Origin of the sequence: Pseudarthrobacter sp. fls2-241-R2A-127 (genome assembly GCF_030209355.1) — a bacterium.
Taxonomy (GTDB): Bacteria; Actinomycetota; Actinomycetes; order Actinomycetales; family Micrococcaceae; genus Arthrobacter.
This window is the reverse complement of record NZ_JARVSF010000008.1, coordinates 99,923-115,758: the sequence shown is the minus strand read 5'-3', so window position 1 is coordinate 115,758 and position 15,836 is coordinate 99,923. Positions and strand designations below refer to the sequence as shown.

The window sequence follows — 15,836 nt, the reverse complement described above, 5'->3', positions numbered from 1 at the left end:
TCTTACTTTCCACTGGTGGCACCAGCCGCTGGGGCTGACGAGATTAATTGCTGCAGGGCCTGGTAGAGCACGTCCTTGTCCGCGGCGCGGCGGGTACGGAACCCAGTGTCCAGCGCGTGCGCGCCAAGGGTCCAGGCCAGCACCAGCAAGCCATCCTTTTCGACGAACTTTCCTGCCATGCCGCTCTCCTGCCGGACCTCCGTGAGGGAGGCGGCGGGGATGTAGAGGGCGGCCGCCCCGGATCGCTCATAAAGGACGCCGTGCGGGTAAACGGCCACGCTGGAGTTGGTGCGGATGCCCAGCCCGTGCACCGCGATCCGGTCCAGCCAGTCGCCGGCCGTGGTGGTGGCCACGTACTGGCCCTCGGCTACCGTGACGGGCTCGCCGGGTGCGGCGGGCACCTCGGGCAGCTGTTCGACGTCGGACTGGCGCTTGAGGCGGTTGCGCCAGCCGATGCCCAAGAGGACAAAGACGACGGCGACGACCGCCAGCATGGCAAGCCCCGGGAGGATCTTGTCCATCAGGCAGCGCCTGACGGGGTGGCTGCGGCCTCGGGGTGCGGCGTGTTGAGCGCACCGTCCAGCACGGTGGGGTGCCCCTTGAAGAACGTAGCCACCACCTTGCCCGGCAGTTCCCGGCCCTTGAACGGGGAGTTGCGGCCCATGGTGGCCATCTTGAACGGATCGACGGTCCAGCGGGCTGCAGGATCCACCAGGATGAGGTTGGCAGGTTCGCCTGCTTCGATGGGCCGTCCCTGGTCAGTGAGCCGCCCGATCTTTGCCGCGGCCGTGGACGTGACCCTGGCGAAGTCTGCCCAGGTCATCAACCCGGTCTCGATCATGGCGTGCTGCACGACGGAGAGTGCGGTTTCAAGCCCGGTCATCCCCATGGCGGCCTGGGCCCATTCACATTCCTTGTGCTCGCTGGGGTGCGGTGCGTGGTCGGTACCCACAACGTCGATGGTGCCGTCTGCCAGCCCGGCGCGCAACGCCTGGACGTCCGCGTCGGTGCGCAGCGGCGGGTTGACCTTGAAGACGGGGTCGTAGCTTCGCACGAGGTCGTCGGTGAGCAGCAGGTGGTGCGGGGTCACCTCCGCGGTGACGTCGATGCCCCGTTCCTTGGCCCACCTGATGATCTCCACGGACCCGGCCGTGGAAACGTGGCAGACGTGCAGCCGCGAGCCCACATGCTGGGCCAGCAGGACGTCCCGGGCAATAATGCTTTCCTCCGCGACCGCAGGCCAGCCGGTCAGGCCGAGGACCGCTGAGACGTCGCCCTCGTTCATCTGTGCCCCGGCGGTGAGGCGGGGCTCCTGTGCGTGCTGGGCCACCACGCCGTCGAACGCCTTGACGTACTCAAGGGCGCGGCGCATCAGGACGGGGTCGTGGACGCAGATGCCGTCGTCGGAGAACATCCGGACCCGGGCGCGGGAATCGGCCATTGCGCCGAGCTCGGCCAGCTGCTCCCCCGCCAGGCCCACGGTGACCGCTCCGACCGGGCGGACGTCCACCCAGCCTGCGGCGCGGCCGAGAGTGTAGACCTGCTCCACCACGCCGGCGGTGTCCGCGACAGGGGTGCTGTTGGCCATGGCGTGGACGGCGGTGTAGCCTCCCAGCGCCGCTGCGCGGGTTCCTGTTTCGACGGTTTCGGCGTCCTCCCGGCCGGGTTCGCGCAGGTGGGTGTGGACGTCCACCATGCCGGGCAGGGCCACGAGGCCGGTGGCGTCGATGACGGTGGCTCCGCCGTCAGCGAGGCCGTGGCCGATCTCGGCGATGATGCCGTCGCGGACCAGCACGTCCGAGGCTTCGCCGCCAAGGATGGAGGCGCCCTTGATGAGGTAGGTTCCGGTGGTGGTCATCAGATGCTCTCCTTGATGGGCGGGGCGGTGTAGGCCGGGGCCCGGGTTGCGGCTGGTTCGCGGGAATCCCCGGAGAGCAGCAGGTACAGTGCGGCCATTCGGACGGACACGCCGTTGCGGACCTGCGCCAGGACGGTGGACCGGGGTGAGTCGGCTGCTGCGGCGCTGATTTCCAGGCCGCGGTTCATGGGCCCGGGGTGCATGATGATGGTGTCCGTCATGCCGAGGTCGTCCAGGGCACGGAGCCGGTTGTCGTCGAAACCCCAGCGCCGGGAGTATTCCCTGGTGCTGGGGAAGAACGAGGCGTTCATGCGTTCGCCCTGGACGCGGAGCATCATGACAGCGTCCACGCCGTTGGCCAGGGTTTGGTCGAGGTCGTAGCTGACGCTGCAGGGCCATTGTTCGACGCCGACCGGCAGCAGCGTGGGGGGCGCCACCAGGGTGACCTCCGCGCCCAGGGTACGCAGGAGCCAGACGTTGGACCGGGCCACGCGGGAGTGCAGGACATCGCCGACGATGGCCACCCGCAGGCCCTTGAGGTCGGTTCCCTCCGAAGGCGTGCCTGCCAGCCGTGCCCAGTGCCGGCGCATGGTGAAGGCGTCGAGGAGGGCTTGGGTGGGGTGTTCGTGGGTGCCGTCCCCGGCATTGATGACACCGGCGTCGATCCAGTCCGTTGCGGCGAGCCGGTGCGGTGCGCCGGACGCCCAGTGCCGGATGACGACGGCGTCCGCCCCCATGGCGGACAGCGTCTGGGCCGTGTCCTTGAGGGATTCGCCCTTGGACACCGAGGAGCCTTTCGCCGCGAAGTTGATCACGTCGGCAGACAGCCGCTTGGCTGCGGCCTCGAAGGAGATGCGGGTCCGGGTGGAGTCCTCGAAGAAGAGGTTGACCACCGTACGTCCGCGCAGGGCCGGGAGTTTCTTGACTTCCCGCTCCCCCACGGCAGACATTTCCTCGGCGGTGTCCAGGATGCGGATGGCGTTCGAAAGGCTGAGGTCCTGGGTGGACAGAAGGTGTTTCATGCGCCGCCCTCGATCACGACTTCGTTGACTGGAGTTCCGCCCTCCGGAGTATCGGTCTCCTCGAGCCGGACACGTACCTTTTCGGCGGAGGACGTGGGCAGGTTCTTGCCAACATGGTCGGCGCGGATGGGAAGTTCGCGGTGGCCCCGGTCGATCAGGACGGCAAGGCGGACGATGCGCGGACGGCCGAGGTCCACGAGGGCGTCCAAAGCGGCACGGATGGTGCGTCCGGAGTACAGGACGTCGTCGATCAGCACCACGACCTTGTTGTCGATGCCTGTCCGGGGCAGTTTGGTGGGGTATGGCGGCCGGGTCCCCTGGTGGGAAAGGTCGTCACGGAACATGGTGACGTCGAGTTGCCCCACGATGGCGGCGGCGTCCACGGTTGCGTCGGCGGCGGCTATTTTGTCGGCCAGACGTAGAGCCAGGGGGTAGCCGCGGCGGGGAATACCCAGCAGGACCAGATCCCGGGACCCCTTGTTGGCTTCGAGGATCTCATGGGCGATACGAGTGAGTGCCCGGTCTATGTCCGCCTGGCTGAGGACAACCCTGGCTGGAACCGGTGCGCTGGTGACTGATGTCAACGCTCGTCTCCCCTTTCCCCGCCTCACAGGACGGAATTAAAAAAGGAACATTTGCTGTTCAAAATTACCACACAGCCTCCCGGTGCCGGCTCCCCAAGGAACGCGTTGCTGGTCACACCGGACGGCTCCAGTTTGCGGTTCCTTGGCCGTCCGGCAGCCCCCGCCTAGGCTTTCGGGTATGCCGACGTATCCGCAGCAACCAACACCGGGGCTCCCCGACGACCCGTACCGCGAGGCGGCCGGGCCGGTGCCCCGGCAGGCCAACCCCTCCTGGATGGGCCAGGTCCACCCAGGACATTACCGCTCGGCACCGGGTCACGGCGGCCTGCCACTGGCCACGGTCGGGCCCCAGGCCCAGGGAACCGGGCTACGGCCGTCCCGGACGCGGAACGGGTTGGCGGGGCTGTCCATCGCAGGCGGGCTCCTGGCCTTCCTAAGCCTGTTCCTGGTGGTCCCGTTCCTGCTGTCCAATACGGGCGCGGGCGGATTCCTGATCGGGTTCCTGGCGTCATTGGTTCCCTTGTCGGTGGTCCTTGCGGCCGTCCATATCATCGACAGGTGGGAACCGGAGCCCAAGCGGCTGCTGTTGTTCGCCTTCCTGTGGGGTGCCGCGGTATCCGTTGCCGTGACGCTGCTCATCCAGCCGTTCTTCGTTATTGCGTTCCAGTTCACCGACCAGCAGGACCTGCAGACGTACATGGCCACCGTGCAGGCGCCTGTCGTCGAGGAATTCGCCAAGTCCCTGGGCCTGCTGATCATACTGCTGGCAGCGCGACGGCACTTCGACGGGCCGGTGGACGGCGTCGTGTTTGCCTTCACCATCGCCGGCGGGTTCGCCTTTACCGAGAACATCCTCTACTTCGGCAGGGCCGTGGCCGAATCGGCTTCCCCTGCCGGGGACCTCGCCCAGATCTTCTTTCTCCGTGGCGTGATGTCGCCGTTCGCGCATGCGATCTTCACCGGAACCACCGGGCTGGTGATGGGGTTTGCCGCGAGGAAATGGCACACCGGAGCGTCGGTGGGAGCATTCCTCGTGGGGCTGCTGCCGGCCATGTTCCTGCACAACAGGTGGAACAGTATGGGCCGTGGATTCCTGCTGGACTACATCATGGTCCAGGTGCCGATCTTCCTGCTGGCGGTGGCCGGCATCATCTTCCTTCGGATTGCCGAGAAGCGCCTGACCCGGCAGCGCCTGCTGGAGTATTCGGCCGCAGGTTGGTTCACGCCGGACGAGGTCCAACTCCTGGCGACCCCTGCAGGCCGGCGTACGGCACTGGCCTGGGCCGCCGCCTCCGGCCGGAGACCGCAGATGAAGCAGTTCCTCAAAGCGGCCACCCAGCTCGCGAATACCCGGCAGCGGATCTTGAGCGGGCGGGACGTGCCCCTCCATCAGGCCGAGGAACGGCAACAGCTCCAACGCATCCTGGAGCTCCGCGCGGCTGTCGCCGGTTGAGGACGCACAAGGGCCCGCCGGTTGTCCGGCGGGCCCTTGTGCTTTTAGCTCATGCTGTGCACCCAGGTGTAAGGCTAGGCGAGCAGCGAAGGCTTCAGCTGCTGCAAGCGGCCCAGCAGGCCGTTGATGAACTGCGGAGACTCGTCCGTGGACAGCGTCTTGGCCAAGGCAACGGCCTCGCTGACCGCCACACCGTCAGGGACGTCGTTATTGTACAGGAGCTCCCAGGTGCCGATGCGCAGGATGATGCGGTCCACTGACGGCATCCGTTCCAGGCTCCACCCCTGCGAGTAGGTCTCCAGGAATTCGTCGATCGCTGCCTGCTGGGACACCACACCCTCAACGATTTCCAAAGTGTAGGGGTTGATCACCTGGTCGGTCTTTTCCCGGCGTGCGCGAAGCACGTCAAACGCCGAAACAGAGCGCTGCTCCGCCTCGAAAAGAACATCCAGTGCCCTGTTGCGGGCTTTACCGCGGGCGCTCACTACTCGGTGACCCGGCCCAGGTAGCTGCCGTCACGGGTGTCCACCTTGACCTTGGTGTTGTTCTCGATGAACAGCGGCACCTGGATCTCGTAACCCGTTTCCAGGGTGGCAGGCTTGGTACCTGCGGAAGAGCGGTCGCCCTGCAGGCCCGGCTCCGTGTAGGTGATTTCGAGGACAACGCTCGGCGGCAGTTCGATGTAGAGGGGGTTACCGTCGTGGATGGCGATGTTCACCATCTGGTTTTCCAGCATGAAGTTGGTGGCGTCTCCCACCGTTGCACCGGAAACGGTGATCTGGTCGTAGTCGGAGGTGTCCATGAACACGAAGTCCGCGCCATCCTGGTACAGGTACTGGTAGTCGCGGCGGTCAACGGTGGCCGTTTCAATCTTGAGGCCGGCGTTGAAGGTCTTGTCGACAACCTTTCCGGACATCACGTTGCGCATCTTGGTGCGGACGAACGCGCCGCCCTTGCCCGGCTTGACGTGCTGGAACTCGATGATGTTCCACAACTGGCCCTCAAGCTTCAGGACCGTTCCGTTCTTAATGTCGTTAGTGGTTGCCACTGGTTTCCTCTGGTTTCTTTGTCTGGCCAATGGGGCCAGGTGCTGTATGCCGGGCGGGCAAACCAAAGCGGCCCGCCTGCACGTGTTTGTCAAAAATCGCGTGGATGCAAAAATTCCACAACCATTCTACCCGGTAATTACCGGGGAGCCTGTCCGCTGCCGACGCTTTGCGTCTCAGCAGGCCAAGTCCAGGATGTCCCGTGCACGCTGGAGCGCCACCGTGGAGGAATAGATCTGGGCGGCATCCGCGGACTGTGCCACCCGCAGGTCCAGCGCCTTGGAGAAGGACTTCACGGCGGCGGAGGTCTGGCCGGCCACGTACTGGGTCTTGCCCAGGAACTGCAGTGTAAGTGCTTCGCGGGGGGTGCCGTGGGCCTCGGCCAGGAGCTGCCGGAACAGGTCAATGGCGCGGTCCATCCGGTGGGTGACGCTCAGCACCTCGGCTTCAAAGATGCGGAGCCGGAACGATTCCGGGTCCTTGAACCTGGCTTCGGCCAGGAGTTCAGCTGCTTCGGACGCATGGCCCTCAACCAGCAGCACGAAGATGTGGTCTGCCGGGTCTGTGGAGGCTGCGAGGGCTTCCTCGACGGCGTCCGCATTGACGATTTGGGGCATCAGGGTATCCGGGTTGATACGGATGCCGGGGAACCCGGCCTGGGGCCAGTCGGCGGTGCCGGTCACGTCGCCCTGCATCAGGACGCGATTTCCTGGTAGGCCGCGAACAGCAACGAGGTGTCGGGCACGTCAAGGATGCCTGGCTTCGCGATTCCGTCCAGCACCACGAAACGCAGCAGGTCGCCGCGAGACTTCTTGTCGCGCCGCATCCCGTCCAGCAGCCCCTGCCAGCGGTCCCGCCGGTAGGTGACCGGCAACCCGAGGCCGTCCAGGATGCTCCGGTGGCGGTCGGCGTCGGCATCGCTGAGCCTGCCCACGCTCCGGGCAAGTTCGGCCGCGAACATCATGCCTACGGATACCGCGGCGCCGTGCCGCCAGGAATAGCGCTCCACCAGTTCGATGGCGTGGCCCAGTGTGTGTCCGTAGTTCAGGATTTCCCGGAGTCCGGATTCCTTGAGGTCTTCGGAAACCACCTTGGCCTTGACGGCGATGGCACGTTCGATCAGCTCACGCAGGGCGTCCGAGCGGGGGTCCACCACCGCGGCCGGGTCCTTCTCCACGAGATCGAGGATGGCGGGGTCCGCGATGAAGCCGCACTTGATCACCTCGGCGAGCCCGGAAATGATTTCGTTCTTCGGCAGCGTGTCCAGCGTATCCAGGTCAGCCAGAACGGCTGCCGGCGGGTGGAATGCCCCCACCAGGTTTTTTCCTTCGGCGGTGTTAATGCCGGTTTTGCCGCCCACGGACGCGTCCACCATGCCCAGCAGGCTGGTGGGCATGTGGATGACCTTGACACCGCGCAGCCAGGTGGCGGCGACGAAGCCGGCGAGGTCGGTGACCGCGCCCCCGCCCACGGCCACGATGGCGTCCGAACGCGTGAAGTCGTTCTGGCCCAGGACCTGCCAGCAGAATGCAGCCACCTGGATGTGCTTGCCTTCTTCGGCGTCCGGGATTTCCGCCGTGAGCGAGGTGAAGCCGGCCTCGGCCAGCTCGTCGCGGACGGAGTCGCCGGTGAGGCGGAGGGCGCGGGGGTGGATTACCAGGACACGGCGGACGCGTTCACCCAGCAGGGCGGGAAGTTCACCAAGCAGGCCCCGTCCGACGACCACGCCGTAGTTGTTTCCGGCACCTTCGCCGGTGACGTTGATGACTGTTGATTGCGTGTTCACTTCTCAACTTCCTGTTTGGCAGCTGCGTGGTGCCGCAGTGCTGCTTCCAGCCGTCCGCCGAGCTCGGGTATGGAGCCGTGCCGGACGTCCAGGGTAATGTCAGCCAGCCTCTCGTAGACCGGCTTGCGGGTGGCGAACATTGCTGTCCAGCGGCCCATGGCGTCGCCGGCAAGGAGTGGCCGGCCCGAGTTCCGTGCGATCCTGTCTGCCACGGTGTCAGCGTCGCATTCGAGGTAGACCACGGTGCAGCGGCCCATGAGCTGCTGCGTCCCGGAGTCGAGGACTGCACCGCCGCCGAGCGAAATCACCGTAGTGGTCCCCGCCGCTTCGTCAACGGCGTCGGCCACGGTCCGGGCTTCAATTTCCCGGAACGCGTGCTCGCCGCGGCCCGCGAAGATATCGGCGATGGATCCGTGCCCCGCAACGATGACGGCGTCGGTGTCAATGAACCGGGCGCCCAACTGTTGTGCCAGCTGCTGGCCGATGGCCGATTTACCGACGGCCATGGGGCCGATGAGCACAATCGGCCGGCCGCCTGCCGGGCCGGTACTGCTGTGATGGAGCACTACTGGCCGATCGAGTCCAGGGAAGCCGGGATGTTGTCCAGGTAACCCTTGATGTTACGGGCGGTTTCCGCCACGGAGTCACCGCCGAACTTCTCAATGACGGCTTCGGCCAGGACCAGGGCCACCATGGCCTCGGCCACGACGCCTGCGGCCGGGACGGCACAGACGTCCGAGCGCTGGTGGTGGGCCTTTGCCGGTTCACCGGTGCTGACGTCGATGGTGCGCAGGGCGCGCGGCACGGTGGCGATCGGCTTCATCGCGGCACGGACCCGGAGGACGTCGCCTATGCTCATGCCGCCTTCGATGCCGCCGGCACGGTTACTGGCGCGGCCGATGCGGCCCGTGCCGTCACGGACGATTTCGTCGTGGGCGGCCGAACCCCGGCGTGCAGCGGTGAGGAAGCCGTCGCCCACCTCCACGCCCTTGATGGCCTGGATTCCCATGAGCGCCGCGGCCAGCCGGGCGTCAAGCCGGCGGTCCCAGTGAACGTAGCTTCCCAGCCCCGGCGGAAGCCCGTAGGCGAGGACTTCCACCACGCCGCCAAGCGTTTCGCCTTCCTTGTGCGCGGCGTCCACCTCGGCAACCATGGCGTCGGAGGTTTCGCGGTCGAAGCAGCGCAGCGGGTCCGTGTCCAGGGCGATGACGTCGCCCGGCAGAGGCAGCGGCCGGCCTTCGGGCACGGTGACACTGGCGATGGAAACGGTGTGGCTGACCAGCTCGATTCCAAGGTGCCGGAGGAACCGGGCCGCCACGGTGCCCAGCGCCACCCGGGTTGCGGTTTCGCGGGCGCTTGCGCGCTCCAGGACGGGACGGGCTTCGTCGAATCCGTATTTCTGCATGCCGGTAAAGTCGGCGTGGCCCGGGCGGGGCCGCGTCAGCGGCGCGTTGCGGGCCTGATCGGCGAGGAGCTCAGGATCCACGGGGTCGGCCGACATGATCTGCTCCCATTTGGGCCATTCGGTGTTGCCCACCTGGATGGCCACGGGACCGCCCTGGGTGAGTCCGTGCCGGACCCCGCCGAGGATGGTGACCACGTCCTGCTCGAATTTCATCCGTGCGCCGCGGCCGTAGCCGAGCCGGCGGCGGGCCAGGGAGTCTGCGATGTCCCCGCTGGTGATTTCCACGCCTGCGGGGACGCCCTCAATAATTCCCATCAAAGCCGGGCCATGGGATTCACCGGCAGTCAACCAACGCATAATTTCCATCCTGCCACGTAGGGCGGTCACAACGCCCGTCGGGCAAGGCCGACTGCGTCACACATCACATCTATGACAGCTGCGTTAACGTCTTCCCCGCGCCGGGTGAAGAGCCGCACCTGCTCCACCGCCTGGTACAGCAGCATCTCCAGCCCGGGCACCACGCGCCCGCCGCCGGCCTGCCATACCGAGGCCACCAGGCTGGGCCAGGGATCGTAGGCGACGTCCAGGAGGACACCCGGCGTCGATGTCTTCAAGGCGGCAATTTCCGCGGCGAGCCCGTCGGCCGCACGCGGCGGCAGGGTGGAGATGACGACGTCGGCTTCCGACGTCGGGTGCGCGGCGTCGGTGAGCGGACGGACCTCCAGCGCGACGCCCAGCTTGCCGGCAGCCGCACGGACGTCCGCCGTCCGCGACGCATCGCGGACGAAGACCTGAACCTCTGAGGTGCCGAGTTCCTTCAGGGCGGCAACAGCCGACGCCGCCGTTCCGCCGCCGCCGAGGATGACGCCGGACGGTGCCGCAGCAGTCCCGGCGTTGCAGAGCGCGTTTACGATCCCTGCGACGTCGGTGTTGGAACCGACCGTTTTCACCGCGCCGCCGGACTCCTCGAAAGTGACCGTATTGACGACCCCCAGCGTCTGCGCCACACCCTGGACTTCGTCCACTTCATCAAGCATGGCCGTCTTCAACGGCATGGTCACGGACAGCCCGCACCAGCCGGGCTGGTTCCGGATCTGGCGCATGAAGGACGGAAGCAACTGTTCGGTGACGTCGATGGCCGTGTAGCTGATGGCCGCGCCCAGCCGCTCATACGCCGACAGGTGCAGCGCGGGAGACTTTGAGTGGCTGATCGGATGGCCCAGGACGGCAGCCCGCAGGCTCATGTGCAGCGGCCCGCGTTGGCCTTGCACCACGCGTTGTACTGCTCCACGTTGGCGTTGTGTTCTGCCAGCGTCTTCGCGAACTTCGTTTCGTTGGTGTCCAGGTTGACGGTCACCCAGTACAGGTAGTCATTGGCTTTGGGCTTTGCGGCTGCGTCGATGGCAGTCTTCCCGGGCGAGCCAATGGGGCCCGGCGGGAGGCCGGGGTTTGCGTAGGTGTTGTACGGGTTGGACTTGTCCTTGCGCTGATCATCCGTGAAGTTCAGGCTCTTGGTTCCCAGGCCATAGGTCACCGCCGAGTCCACCTGGAGGAAACCGCCGGTCTGGTCGTTCGGCTTGAGGCGGTTGTAGATCGCCCCCGCCACGTCCCCGTAATCGGCCTGGCCACCCTCTGCCTGGACAATGCTGGCCACGGTGACGGCCTCGTACTGCTTGGCGGGGTCGGTGATTCCCTGCGACACCAGTTCATCCGTGGTGGCCTTCACCAGGGACTGGAGGATGTCCTTGGCCGGCGTACCCAGCGGGAACCGGTACTCGCCGGGAGCAAGGTACCCTTCCAGGTTCTTCGCGTTCGCCGGCAGGCCGAACTGGGCAGGCTGGTTGCTCAGCGCCTGCAGCTGCTGCATGGAGACGCCCGAGCCCTCGGAAATTGCCTGCAGCGACTCCCCGACCCGCAAGCCGGCGCTGAGGGCGAAGTAGATGACCTTGGACTTGTCTTTGCCGGCCAGGACATTGACGGCGTCGGCATTCTTCATTTCGGTTTTGAACACGTAATCGCCCGGCGACAGGGTGGCTCCGGACGCATGGAACGCCTGAATGAAGGTGTCAGCATTGGCGACGACCCGCTGGTTTTCAAGGTCGGCGGCAACCGAGCGGGTGCCCTCTCCGTTTTCGACGGTCACGTGGACCTCGCCGGTTCCCGGTCCGGGGAAGTCCGATGGCTTGCCGCTGCCGAGGAGGGGCTTGAGGAACTGGGCACCCACGGCAACAGCCGTCACGAACACAGCCAGTGTCAGGAACAGGGCCAGCAACCTCCGCCGGCGCCTGACCTTTTTCGAGGGCCGAGGCACAACTTGGGCGGCGGAGGACAAGGGAAGCAGCTCATGGGCAGCATCCGGGTGGGCAGCGTCCGGATGCGCAGCGTCGTGGTATCCGGCGTCGTATGCGTGGTCGCCGTGATCCCCGCCGTAATGGTGGCTGTCGGTCAACGCGACATGGTCGGGGTGGTGGGCAACGTCGTCGTGGTGCTGTGCGTCCAGGTGGTGCGCGGCGTCCGCGTAGGCGTACGCGTCTCCGCTGTGTTCCAGGTCCCCGCTGTGCTCCAGGTCCCCGCTGTGCTCCAGGTCCCCGACAGGGGCCACGTCGTCGTGATGGTGGACGTCCTCGTCGTGCTGGACGCCCTCGTGGTGCGTGGGTTGCTCGTCGGCAGCTGCCTCCACAGGGTGCGCATCTGCGTCGTGGTGGGTACCGGCGGAAGACTCGTTTGTCCAAGCATCATCGGTGTGGGACTCACCCGCCGTCGGCCCATCCTGGATGGACGGCGGCGCTTCCGGGGCAGCAGGCACGTCCTCGGCAGCGGGAAGCGGCGCAAAAGTTGATTCGGCGGAGGCACCCGCTGCCGGCGGCGTAACGGGCGGCGGCGGTACCTCGCCCGTCTCGTATGCCTGCTCGGGAACGGCGTCATGGCCACCGGTATTGAGGCTCTTCTCGCGTGCGCGCAGTTCCTTGCGGGTCAACGGCCTCCCGGCCCCGGTGTCCTGCGGGCCGGAAGTGTCGTCAATGTTGGCAGGGCTCACTGTTGCCTTCCATTATCTGAAAATCGGGCCGTGTCTGCGGAGGTGGCGCGGACGGATTCGTCCAGGCCACCGGCCCCCAGGTCCACGGACGGGGGTGGCGCTGTCACGCGTGAGCCGACATCCGCTCCCCTGGCTTTCTGCATGTCGATGGCGTGCTGAAGAATACCGGCCGCCGCGACCTGATCAACTACTTTACGGTGGTCTCTGCTGCTCATGCCAGCTTCGTGCAGGTTCCGGTGGGCCGTGACGCTGCTCAGCCGCTCGTCCACGAGGTTCACCGGGACCGCCAGGCCGCGGGCGGACAACTCGTCCACCAGGAGCAGTGCGTAGTCCGTGGCCATCCTGGCGGAGGCGTGTTCCTCGCCCTTCATGGTGCGGGGCAGGCCCACGAAAACCTGGACCGCTCCCAGTTCCTCCGCCAGTCTGGCAATGACCCGGACGTCCGAGTTCTTCTTGGCGTTCCGGTCAAGTGTCTTGTACGGCGTGGCCAGGATCGCATCGCGGTCACAGAGGGCCACCCCGACCCGGACGGTGCCCACGTCCACCCCCAGTTTGACGCCCTGGGGGTAGCCGCCGGCGGCTGCAGGATTGGTCATGGCAGGTTTAGCGCGCCGAAATGGCGTTGACGACGGCGGCAAGAGCGGCGCCAACCTTTCCGGCGTCGGTCCCTCCACCCTGGGCAACGTCGTCCTTGCCGCCACCGCCACCGCCGAGCACACCGGCGGCAACGCGGACCAGTGCGCCGGCTTTGACGCCGGCTTCACGGGCTGCCTCGTTAGTGGCCACCAGGATCAAGGGACGGTCGTTGGCCACACCCGCGACGGCGACGGCGGAGGCCGCCGAACCGAGCCGGTTGCGCAGGTCCAGGGCCAGGCCCCGGAGGTCGTCCGCTCCGCTGACGGTGCCGGCGTCGTGGGCCAGCACCTTCACTCCCCCGGCGTCCTTGGCCGTGTCCACCAGCTGCGCGGCCGAAGCGGCCAGCTGTTCCTTGCGGAGCCGGTCGAGTTCCTTCTCCGTGGCCTTCAGCTTGGCCAGCGTGGCGGAGATCCTGTCGGCGAGCTGGCCGGACGGGACCTTCAGGAGGTCGGTCAGTTCGGTCACCAAGGCCCGCTCGGCGGCAAGGTGGCGGAAGGCCTCCATGCCCACGAAGGCTTCCACGCGCCGGTTGCCTGAACCGACGGACTGTTCGCCCAGCAGGGACAGGCTGCCGATCAGTGAGGTGTTGGCGACGTGTGTGCCGCCGCAGAGCTCGCGTGACCACGCGCCGTCGATTTCCACCACGCGCACTTCGCTGCCGTAGTTCTCGCCGAAGAGCGCCATCGCACCCATGGCTTTGGCCTCGGCCAGCCCCATGATCTTCGTTTCCACCGCATAGTTGTTGCGGATGGCAAGGTTGGACACCTCTTCGATTTCCGAACGCGTGGCGGTGCTCAGGCCCTCGCCCCAGGCAAAGTCGAAGCGCAGGTAGCCGGCTTTGTTGAAGGAGCCGCGCTGGGTGGCTTCCGGACCAAGGATCTGGTGCAGGGCCGCGTGCACGATGTGCGTGCCGGTGTGTGCCTGCTCTGCGGCGTGCCGGCGTTCACGGTCGACGGCGGCGCGGACCAGCGAGTCAGCGCCGATCTCCCCTTCCCGGACTACCGCCTTGTGGACGCTCAGCCCCTTGATGGGCCGCTGGACGTCCAGGACCTCGACGACGAACCCGTCACCGGTGATGAGGCCGGTGTCGGCAGCCTGGCCGCCGGCCTCGGCGTAGAACGGGGTTTCGGCGAGGACAAGTTCGATTTCGTCGCCGGTGGCAGCCTGCTGGACCTTGCGGCCCGCGCTCAGGAGGCCGCGGACACGGGACTCGCCCTCGAGCTCGGAGTAACCGGTAAAGACCGTCTCGCCCTGGCCCAGGAGCTCCTGGAAGACCGAGACGTCGGCGTGGCCGCCCTTCTTGCCCTTGGCATCAGCTTGCGCGCGCTGGCGCTGTTCCTGCATCAGGCTGCGGAAAGCGGCCTCGTCAACCTTCAGGCCCGCCTCTTCGGCCATCTCGAGCGTGAGGTCAATGGGGAAACCGTAGGTGTCATGCAGGGTGAAGGCATCCTCGCCGGACAGCGGCTTGTTGGCGGCCTTGGATTCCTTCACCGCGTCCTCCAGCCGGGCGGTGCCGGACGCAATGGTGCGCAGGAACGCCTTCTCCTCGGCATAGGCGATGCGGCTGATCCGTGCGAAGTCGGTGTCCACCACGGGGTAGACGCCCTTCATGGCGTCACGGGACGCCGGCAGCAGATCGGGCAGGCAGGCCTGCTCGACGCCCAGCAGGCGCATGGAACGCACTGCGCGGCGGATGAGGCGGCGCAGGACGTAGCCGCGGCCTTCATTGGACGGGGTGACGCCGTCGGAGATCAGCATCAGGGCCGAGCGGATGTGGTCGGCGACAACGCGCATGCGGACGTCGTCCGTGTGGTGGGGGTCCTCAGGAGTTTCGGCGGAGGTGTATTCCTTGCCGGAGAGCTCGGCTGCCTTGTCGATGACCGGACGGACCTGGTCGGTCTCGTACATGTTCTCGACACCCTGCAGGATCATGGCGAGGCGTTCCATGCCCAGGCCGGTGTCGATGTTCTTCTTGGGCAGCTCGCCCACAATGTCGAAGTCCACCTTGGAGCGCACGTTTTCGATCTGGTACTGCATGAACACGAGGTTCCAGATCTCGATGTAGCGGGTTTCGTCAGCCAGCGGACCGCCTTCGACGCCGTAGGCGGGGCCGCGGTCGTAGTAGATCTCGGAGCACGGTCCGGCGGGACCGGGCTGGCCCGTTGACCAGTAGTTGTCCGACTTGCCCATGCGCTGGATGCGTTCAGCGGGCACGCCGGTGTTCTTGAGCCAGAGTTCCTCGGCTTCGTCGTCCTCCTCGTAGACCGTCACCCACAGCCGCTCAGGCGGAAGGCCGTAGCCGCCGTCGTCAACGCTGGTGGTGAGCAGCTCCCAGGCGAACTTGATGGCGTCTTCCTTGAAGTAGTCGCCGAACGAGAAGTTGCCGCACATCTGGAAGAAGGTGCCGTGCCGGGCGGTCTTGCCTACTTCCTCGATGTCGCCGGTGCGGATGCACTTCTGCACGCTCGTGGCGCGGGAGTAGGGCGGTTCCTCACGCGCGGTGAGGTAGGGGATGAACGGGACCATGCCGGCCACCGTGAACAGCAGCGAGGGGTCGCTGGAGACCAGCGATGCGGAGGGAACCGCGGTGTGGCCCTTGCTGACAAAAAAGTCCACCCAGCGCTTTGTGATCTCCTGCGACTTCATGAGCTGTTTTCTTACCCTTCGTGGTCCGCGGCTCCTGCCGGGCGCGGAAAGTTAGTTCAGGTGGCGGGTTCCGGGATCGGTTCCTGCCGGTTTTCGTTGGCTGCTTTTGCCGGGCCCTTCGGCTCAGCGCCTCACCAGTTCGGCGGAGTCGACGCCGAGGGCGGCGCGGAGGTCGGTCTCACGCTCCCGCATCCCGGCGCGGACGGCGTCGGCGAAGTCGTACACGCCGTCCGCAAGGCGTCCCACGGCACGGTTGAGGCCCTCCGGCCCGAGGTTGGACTGCGCCTCGGTGATTTTGCGGAACGCAATGACGCCGATGGCCACGCCAATTCCCATCCAAACAATTCTTTTCATGTTCGTTCT

General features: G+C 66.5%; 16 protein-coding genes. 1 reads left to right on the top strand and 15 read right to left on the bottom strand.

Annotation, left to right across the window (positions count from 1 at the left end):
- Positions 1–2: 2 nt before the first annotated feature.
- Genes QRN53_RS05165 through pyrR form a run of 4 tightly spaced genes read right to left on the bottom strand, consistent with a single transcriptional unit; the run spans position 3 to position 3,464 of the window.
- A complete protein-coding gene (locus tag QRN53_RS05165) occupies positions 3–521 on the bottom strand; it encodes a PH-like domain-containing protein (RefSeq protein WP_285242942.1) in 519 nt (172 codons plus the stop codon).
- A complete protein-coding gene (locus tag QRN53_RS05160) occupies positions 521–1,858 on the bottom strand; it encodes a dihydroorotase (protein ID WP_285242941.1) in 1,338 nt (445 codons plus the stop codon). The genes QRN53_RS05165 and QRN53_RS05160 overlap by 1 nt, the downstream gene beginning before the upstream one ends.
- Positions 1,858–2,880 carry an aspartate carbamoyltransferase catalytic subunit gene (locus QRN53_RS05155; protein WP_285242940.1) on the bottom strand — a complete coding sequence of 341 codons (1,023 nt, stop codon included), beginning with the start codon at positions 2,878–2,880 and terminating at the stop codon, positions 1,858–1,860. The genes QRN53_RS05160 and QRN53_RS05155 overlap by 1 nt, the downstream gene beginning before the upstream one ends.
- Positions 2,877–3,464 carry a bifunctional pyr operon transcriptional regulator/uracil phosphoribosyltransferase PyrR gene (pyrR, locus tag QRN53_RS05150; protein ID WP_285242939.1) on the bottom strand — a complete coding sequence of 196 codons (588 nt, stop codon included), beginning with the start codon at positions 3,462–3,464 and terminating at the stop codon, positions 2,877–2,879. Before pyrR ends, QRN53_RS05155 begins: the two co-directional genes overlap by 4 nt.
- A gap of 178 nt (positions 3,465–3,642) precedes the next feature.
- Between pyrR and QRN53_RS05145 the strand changes: the two genes are divergently transcribed.
- Complete coding sequence (locus QRN53_RS05145; RefSeq protein ID WP_285242938.1) at positions 3,643–4,917, top strand: PrsW family intramembrane metalloprotease; 1,275 nt, start codon at positions 3,643–3,645, stop codon at positions 4,915–4,917.
- Between the two features lie 74 nt (positions 4,918–4,991).
- Here QRN53_RS05145 and nusB read toward each other — a convergent pair whose 3' ends face one another.
- The 11 genes from nusB to QRN53_RS05090 all read right to left on the bottom strand — a co-directional run bounded on the left by nusB (position 4,992) and on the right by QRN53_RS05090 (position 15,809).
- Positions 4,992–5,402 (bottom strand): transcription antitermination factor NusB, encoded by a 411-nt coding sequence (nusB, locus tag QRN53_RS05140; protein ID WP_285242937.1) that lies wholly within the window; start codon positions 5,400–5,402, stop codon positions 4,992–4,994.
- On the bottom strand, positions 5,402–5,965 hold the full coding sequence (gene efp / locus QRN53_RS05135) for an elongation factor P (RefSeq protein WP_018761428.1): 564 nt from the start codon (positions 5,963–5,965) through the stop codon (positions 5,402–5,404). Before efp ends, nusB begins: the two co-directional genes overlap by 1 nt.
- Positions 5,966–6,139: 174 nt before the next feature.
- The gene (locus QRN53_RS05130; RefSeq protein ID WP_285242936.1) at positions 6,140–6,658 is read right to left on the bottom strand and encodes a tetratricopeptide repeat protein; all 519 of its coding nucleotides are present in this window, start codon (positions 6,656–6,658) and stop codon (positions 6,140–6,142) included.
- Positions 6,658–7,749 (bottom strand): 3-dehydroquinate synthase, encoded by a 1,092-nt coding sequence (gene aroB / locus QRN53_RS05125; protein WP_285242935.1) that lies wholly within the window; start codon positions 7,747–7,749, stop codon positions 6,658–6,660. Before aroB ends, QRN53_RS05130 begins: the two co-directional genes overlap by 1 nt.
- Positions 7,746–8,315 carry a shikimate kinase gene (locus QRN53_RS05120; protein ID WP_285242934.1) on the bottom strand — a complete coding sequence of 190 codons (570 nt, stop codon included), beginning with the start codon at positions 8,313–8,315 and terminating at the stop codon, positions 7,746–7,748. Before QRN53_RS05120 ends, aroB begins: the two co-directional genes overlap by 4 nt.
- Positions 8,315–9,514 (bottom strand): chorismate synthase, encoded by a 1,200-nt coding sequence (gene aroC / locus QRN53_RS05115; protein WP_285243227.1) that lies wholly within the window; start codon positions 9,512–9,514, stop codon positions 8,315–8,317. Before aroC ends, QRN53_RS05120 begins: the two co-directional genes overlap by 1 nt.
- Before the next feature lie 23 nt (positions 9,515–9,537).
- The gene (locus QRN53_RS05110; RefSeq protein WP_285242933.1) at positions 9,538–10,398 is read right to left on the bottom strand and encodes a shikimate dehydrogenase; all 861 of its coding nucleotides are present in this window, start codon (positions 10,396–10,398) and stop codon (positions 9,538–9,540) included.
- Positions 10,395–12,191, bottom strand: coding sequence for an endolytic transglycosylase MltG (gene mltG / locus QRN53_RS05105; protein ID WP_285242932.1), 1,797 nt, complete (start codon positions 12,189–12,191; stop codon positions 10,395–10,397). The genes QRN53_RS05110 and mltG overlap by 4 nt, the downstream gene beginning before the upstream one ends.
- The gene (gene ruvX, locus QRN53_RS05100) at positions 12,188–12,787 is read right to left on the bottom strand and encodes a Holliday junction resolvase RuvX (RefSeq protein ID WP_285242931.1); all 600 of its coding nucleotides are present in this window, start codon (positions 12,785–12,787) and stop codon (positions 12,188–12,190) included. The genes mltG and ruvX overlap by 4 nt, the downstream gene beginning before the upstream one ends.
- 7 nt (positions 12,788–12,794) lie before the next feature.
- Positions 12,795–15,473 carry an alanine--tRNA ligase gene (alaS, locus tag QRN53_RS05095; protein ID WP_285242930.1) on the bottom strand — a complete coding sequence of 893 codons (2,679 nt, stop codon included), beginning with the start codon at positions 15,471–15,473 and terminating at the stop codon, positions 12,795–12,797.
- Positions 15,474–15,596: 123 nt separating this feature from the next.
- The gene (locus tag QRN53_RS05090; protein ID WP_285242929.1) at positions 15,597–15,809 is read right to left on the bottom strand and encodes a hypothetical protein; all 213 of its coding nucleotides are present in this window, start codon (positions 15,807–15,809) and stop codon (positions 15,597–15,599) included.
- Positions 15,810–15,836 lie beyond the last annotated feature (27 nt).

Excerpts from the sequence above, each read along its gene's own strand:
- QRN53_RS05110 (WP_285242933.1), bottom strand. The coding sequence starts at position 10,398 with ATGAGCCTGCGGGCTGCCGTCCTGGGCCATCCGATCAGCCACTCAAAG.
- QRN53_RS05130 (WP_285242936.1), bottom strand. The coding sequence starts at position 6,658 with ATGCAGGGCGACGTGACCGGCACCGCCGACTGGCCCCAGGCCGGGTTC.
- alaS (WP_285242930.1), bottom strand. The coding sequence starts at position 15,473 with ATGAAGTCGCAGGAGATCACAAAGCGCTGGGTGGACTTTTTTGTCAGC.
- QRN53_RS05160 (WP_285242941.1), bottom strand. The coding sequence starts at position 1,858 with ATGACCACCACCGGAACCTACCTCATCAAGGGCGCCTCCATCCTTGGC.
- QRN53_RS05155 (WP_285242940.1), bottom strand. The coding sequence starts at position 2,880 with ATGAAACACCTTCTGTCCACCCAGGACCTCAGCCTTTCGAACGCCATC.
- QRN53_RS05145 (WP_285242938.1), top strand. The coding sequence starts at position 3,643 with ATGCCGACGTATCCGCAGCAACCAACACCGGGGCTCCCCGACGACCCG.
- QRN53_RS05165 (WP_285242942.1), bottom strand. The coding sequence starts at position 521 with ATGGACAAGATCCTCCCGGGGCTTGCCATGCTGGCGGTCGTCGCCGTC.
- ruvX (WP_285242931.1), bottom strand. The coding sequence starts at position 12,787 with ATGACCAATCCTGCAGCCGCCGGCGGCTACCCCCAGGGCGTCAAACTG.
- QRN53_RS05090 (WP_285242929.1), bottom strand. The coding sequence starts at position 15,809 with ATGGGAATTGGCGTGGCCATCGGCGTCATTGCGTTCCGCAAAATCACC.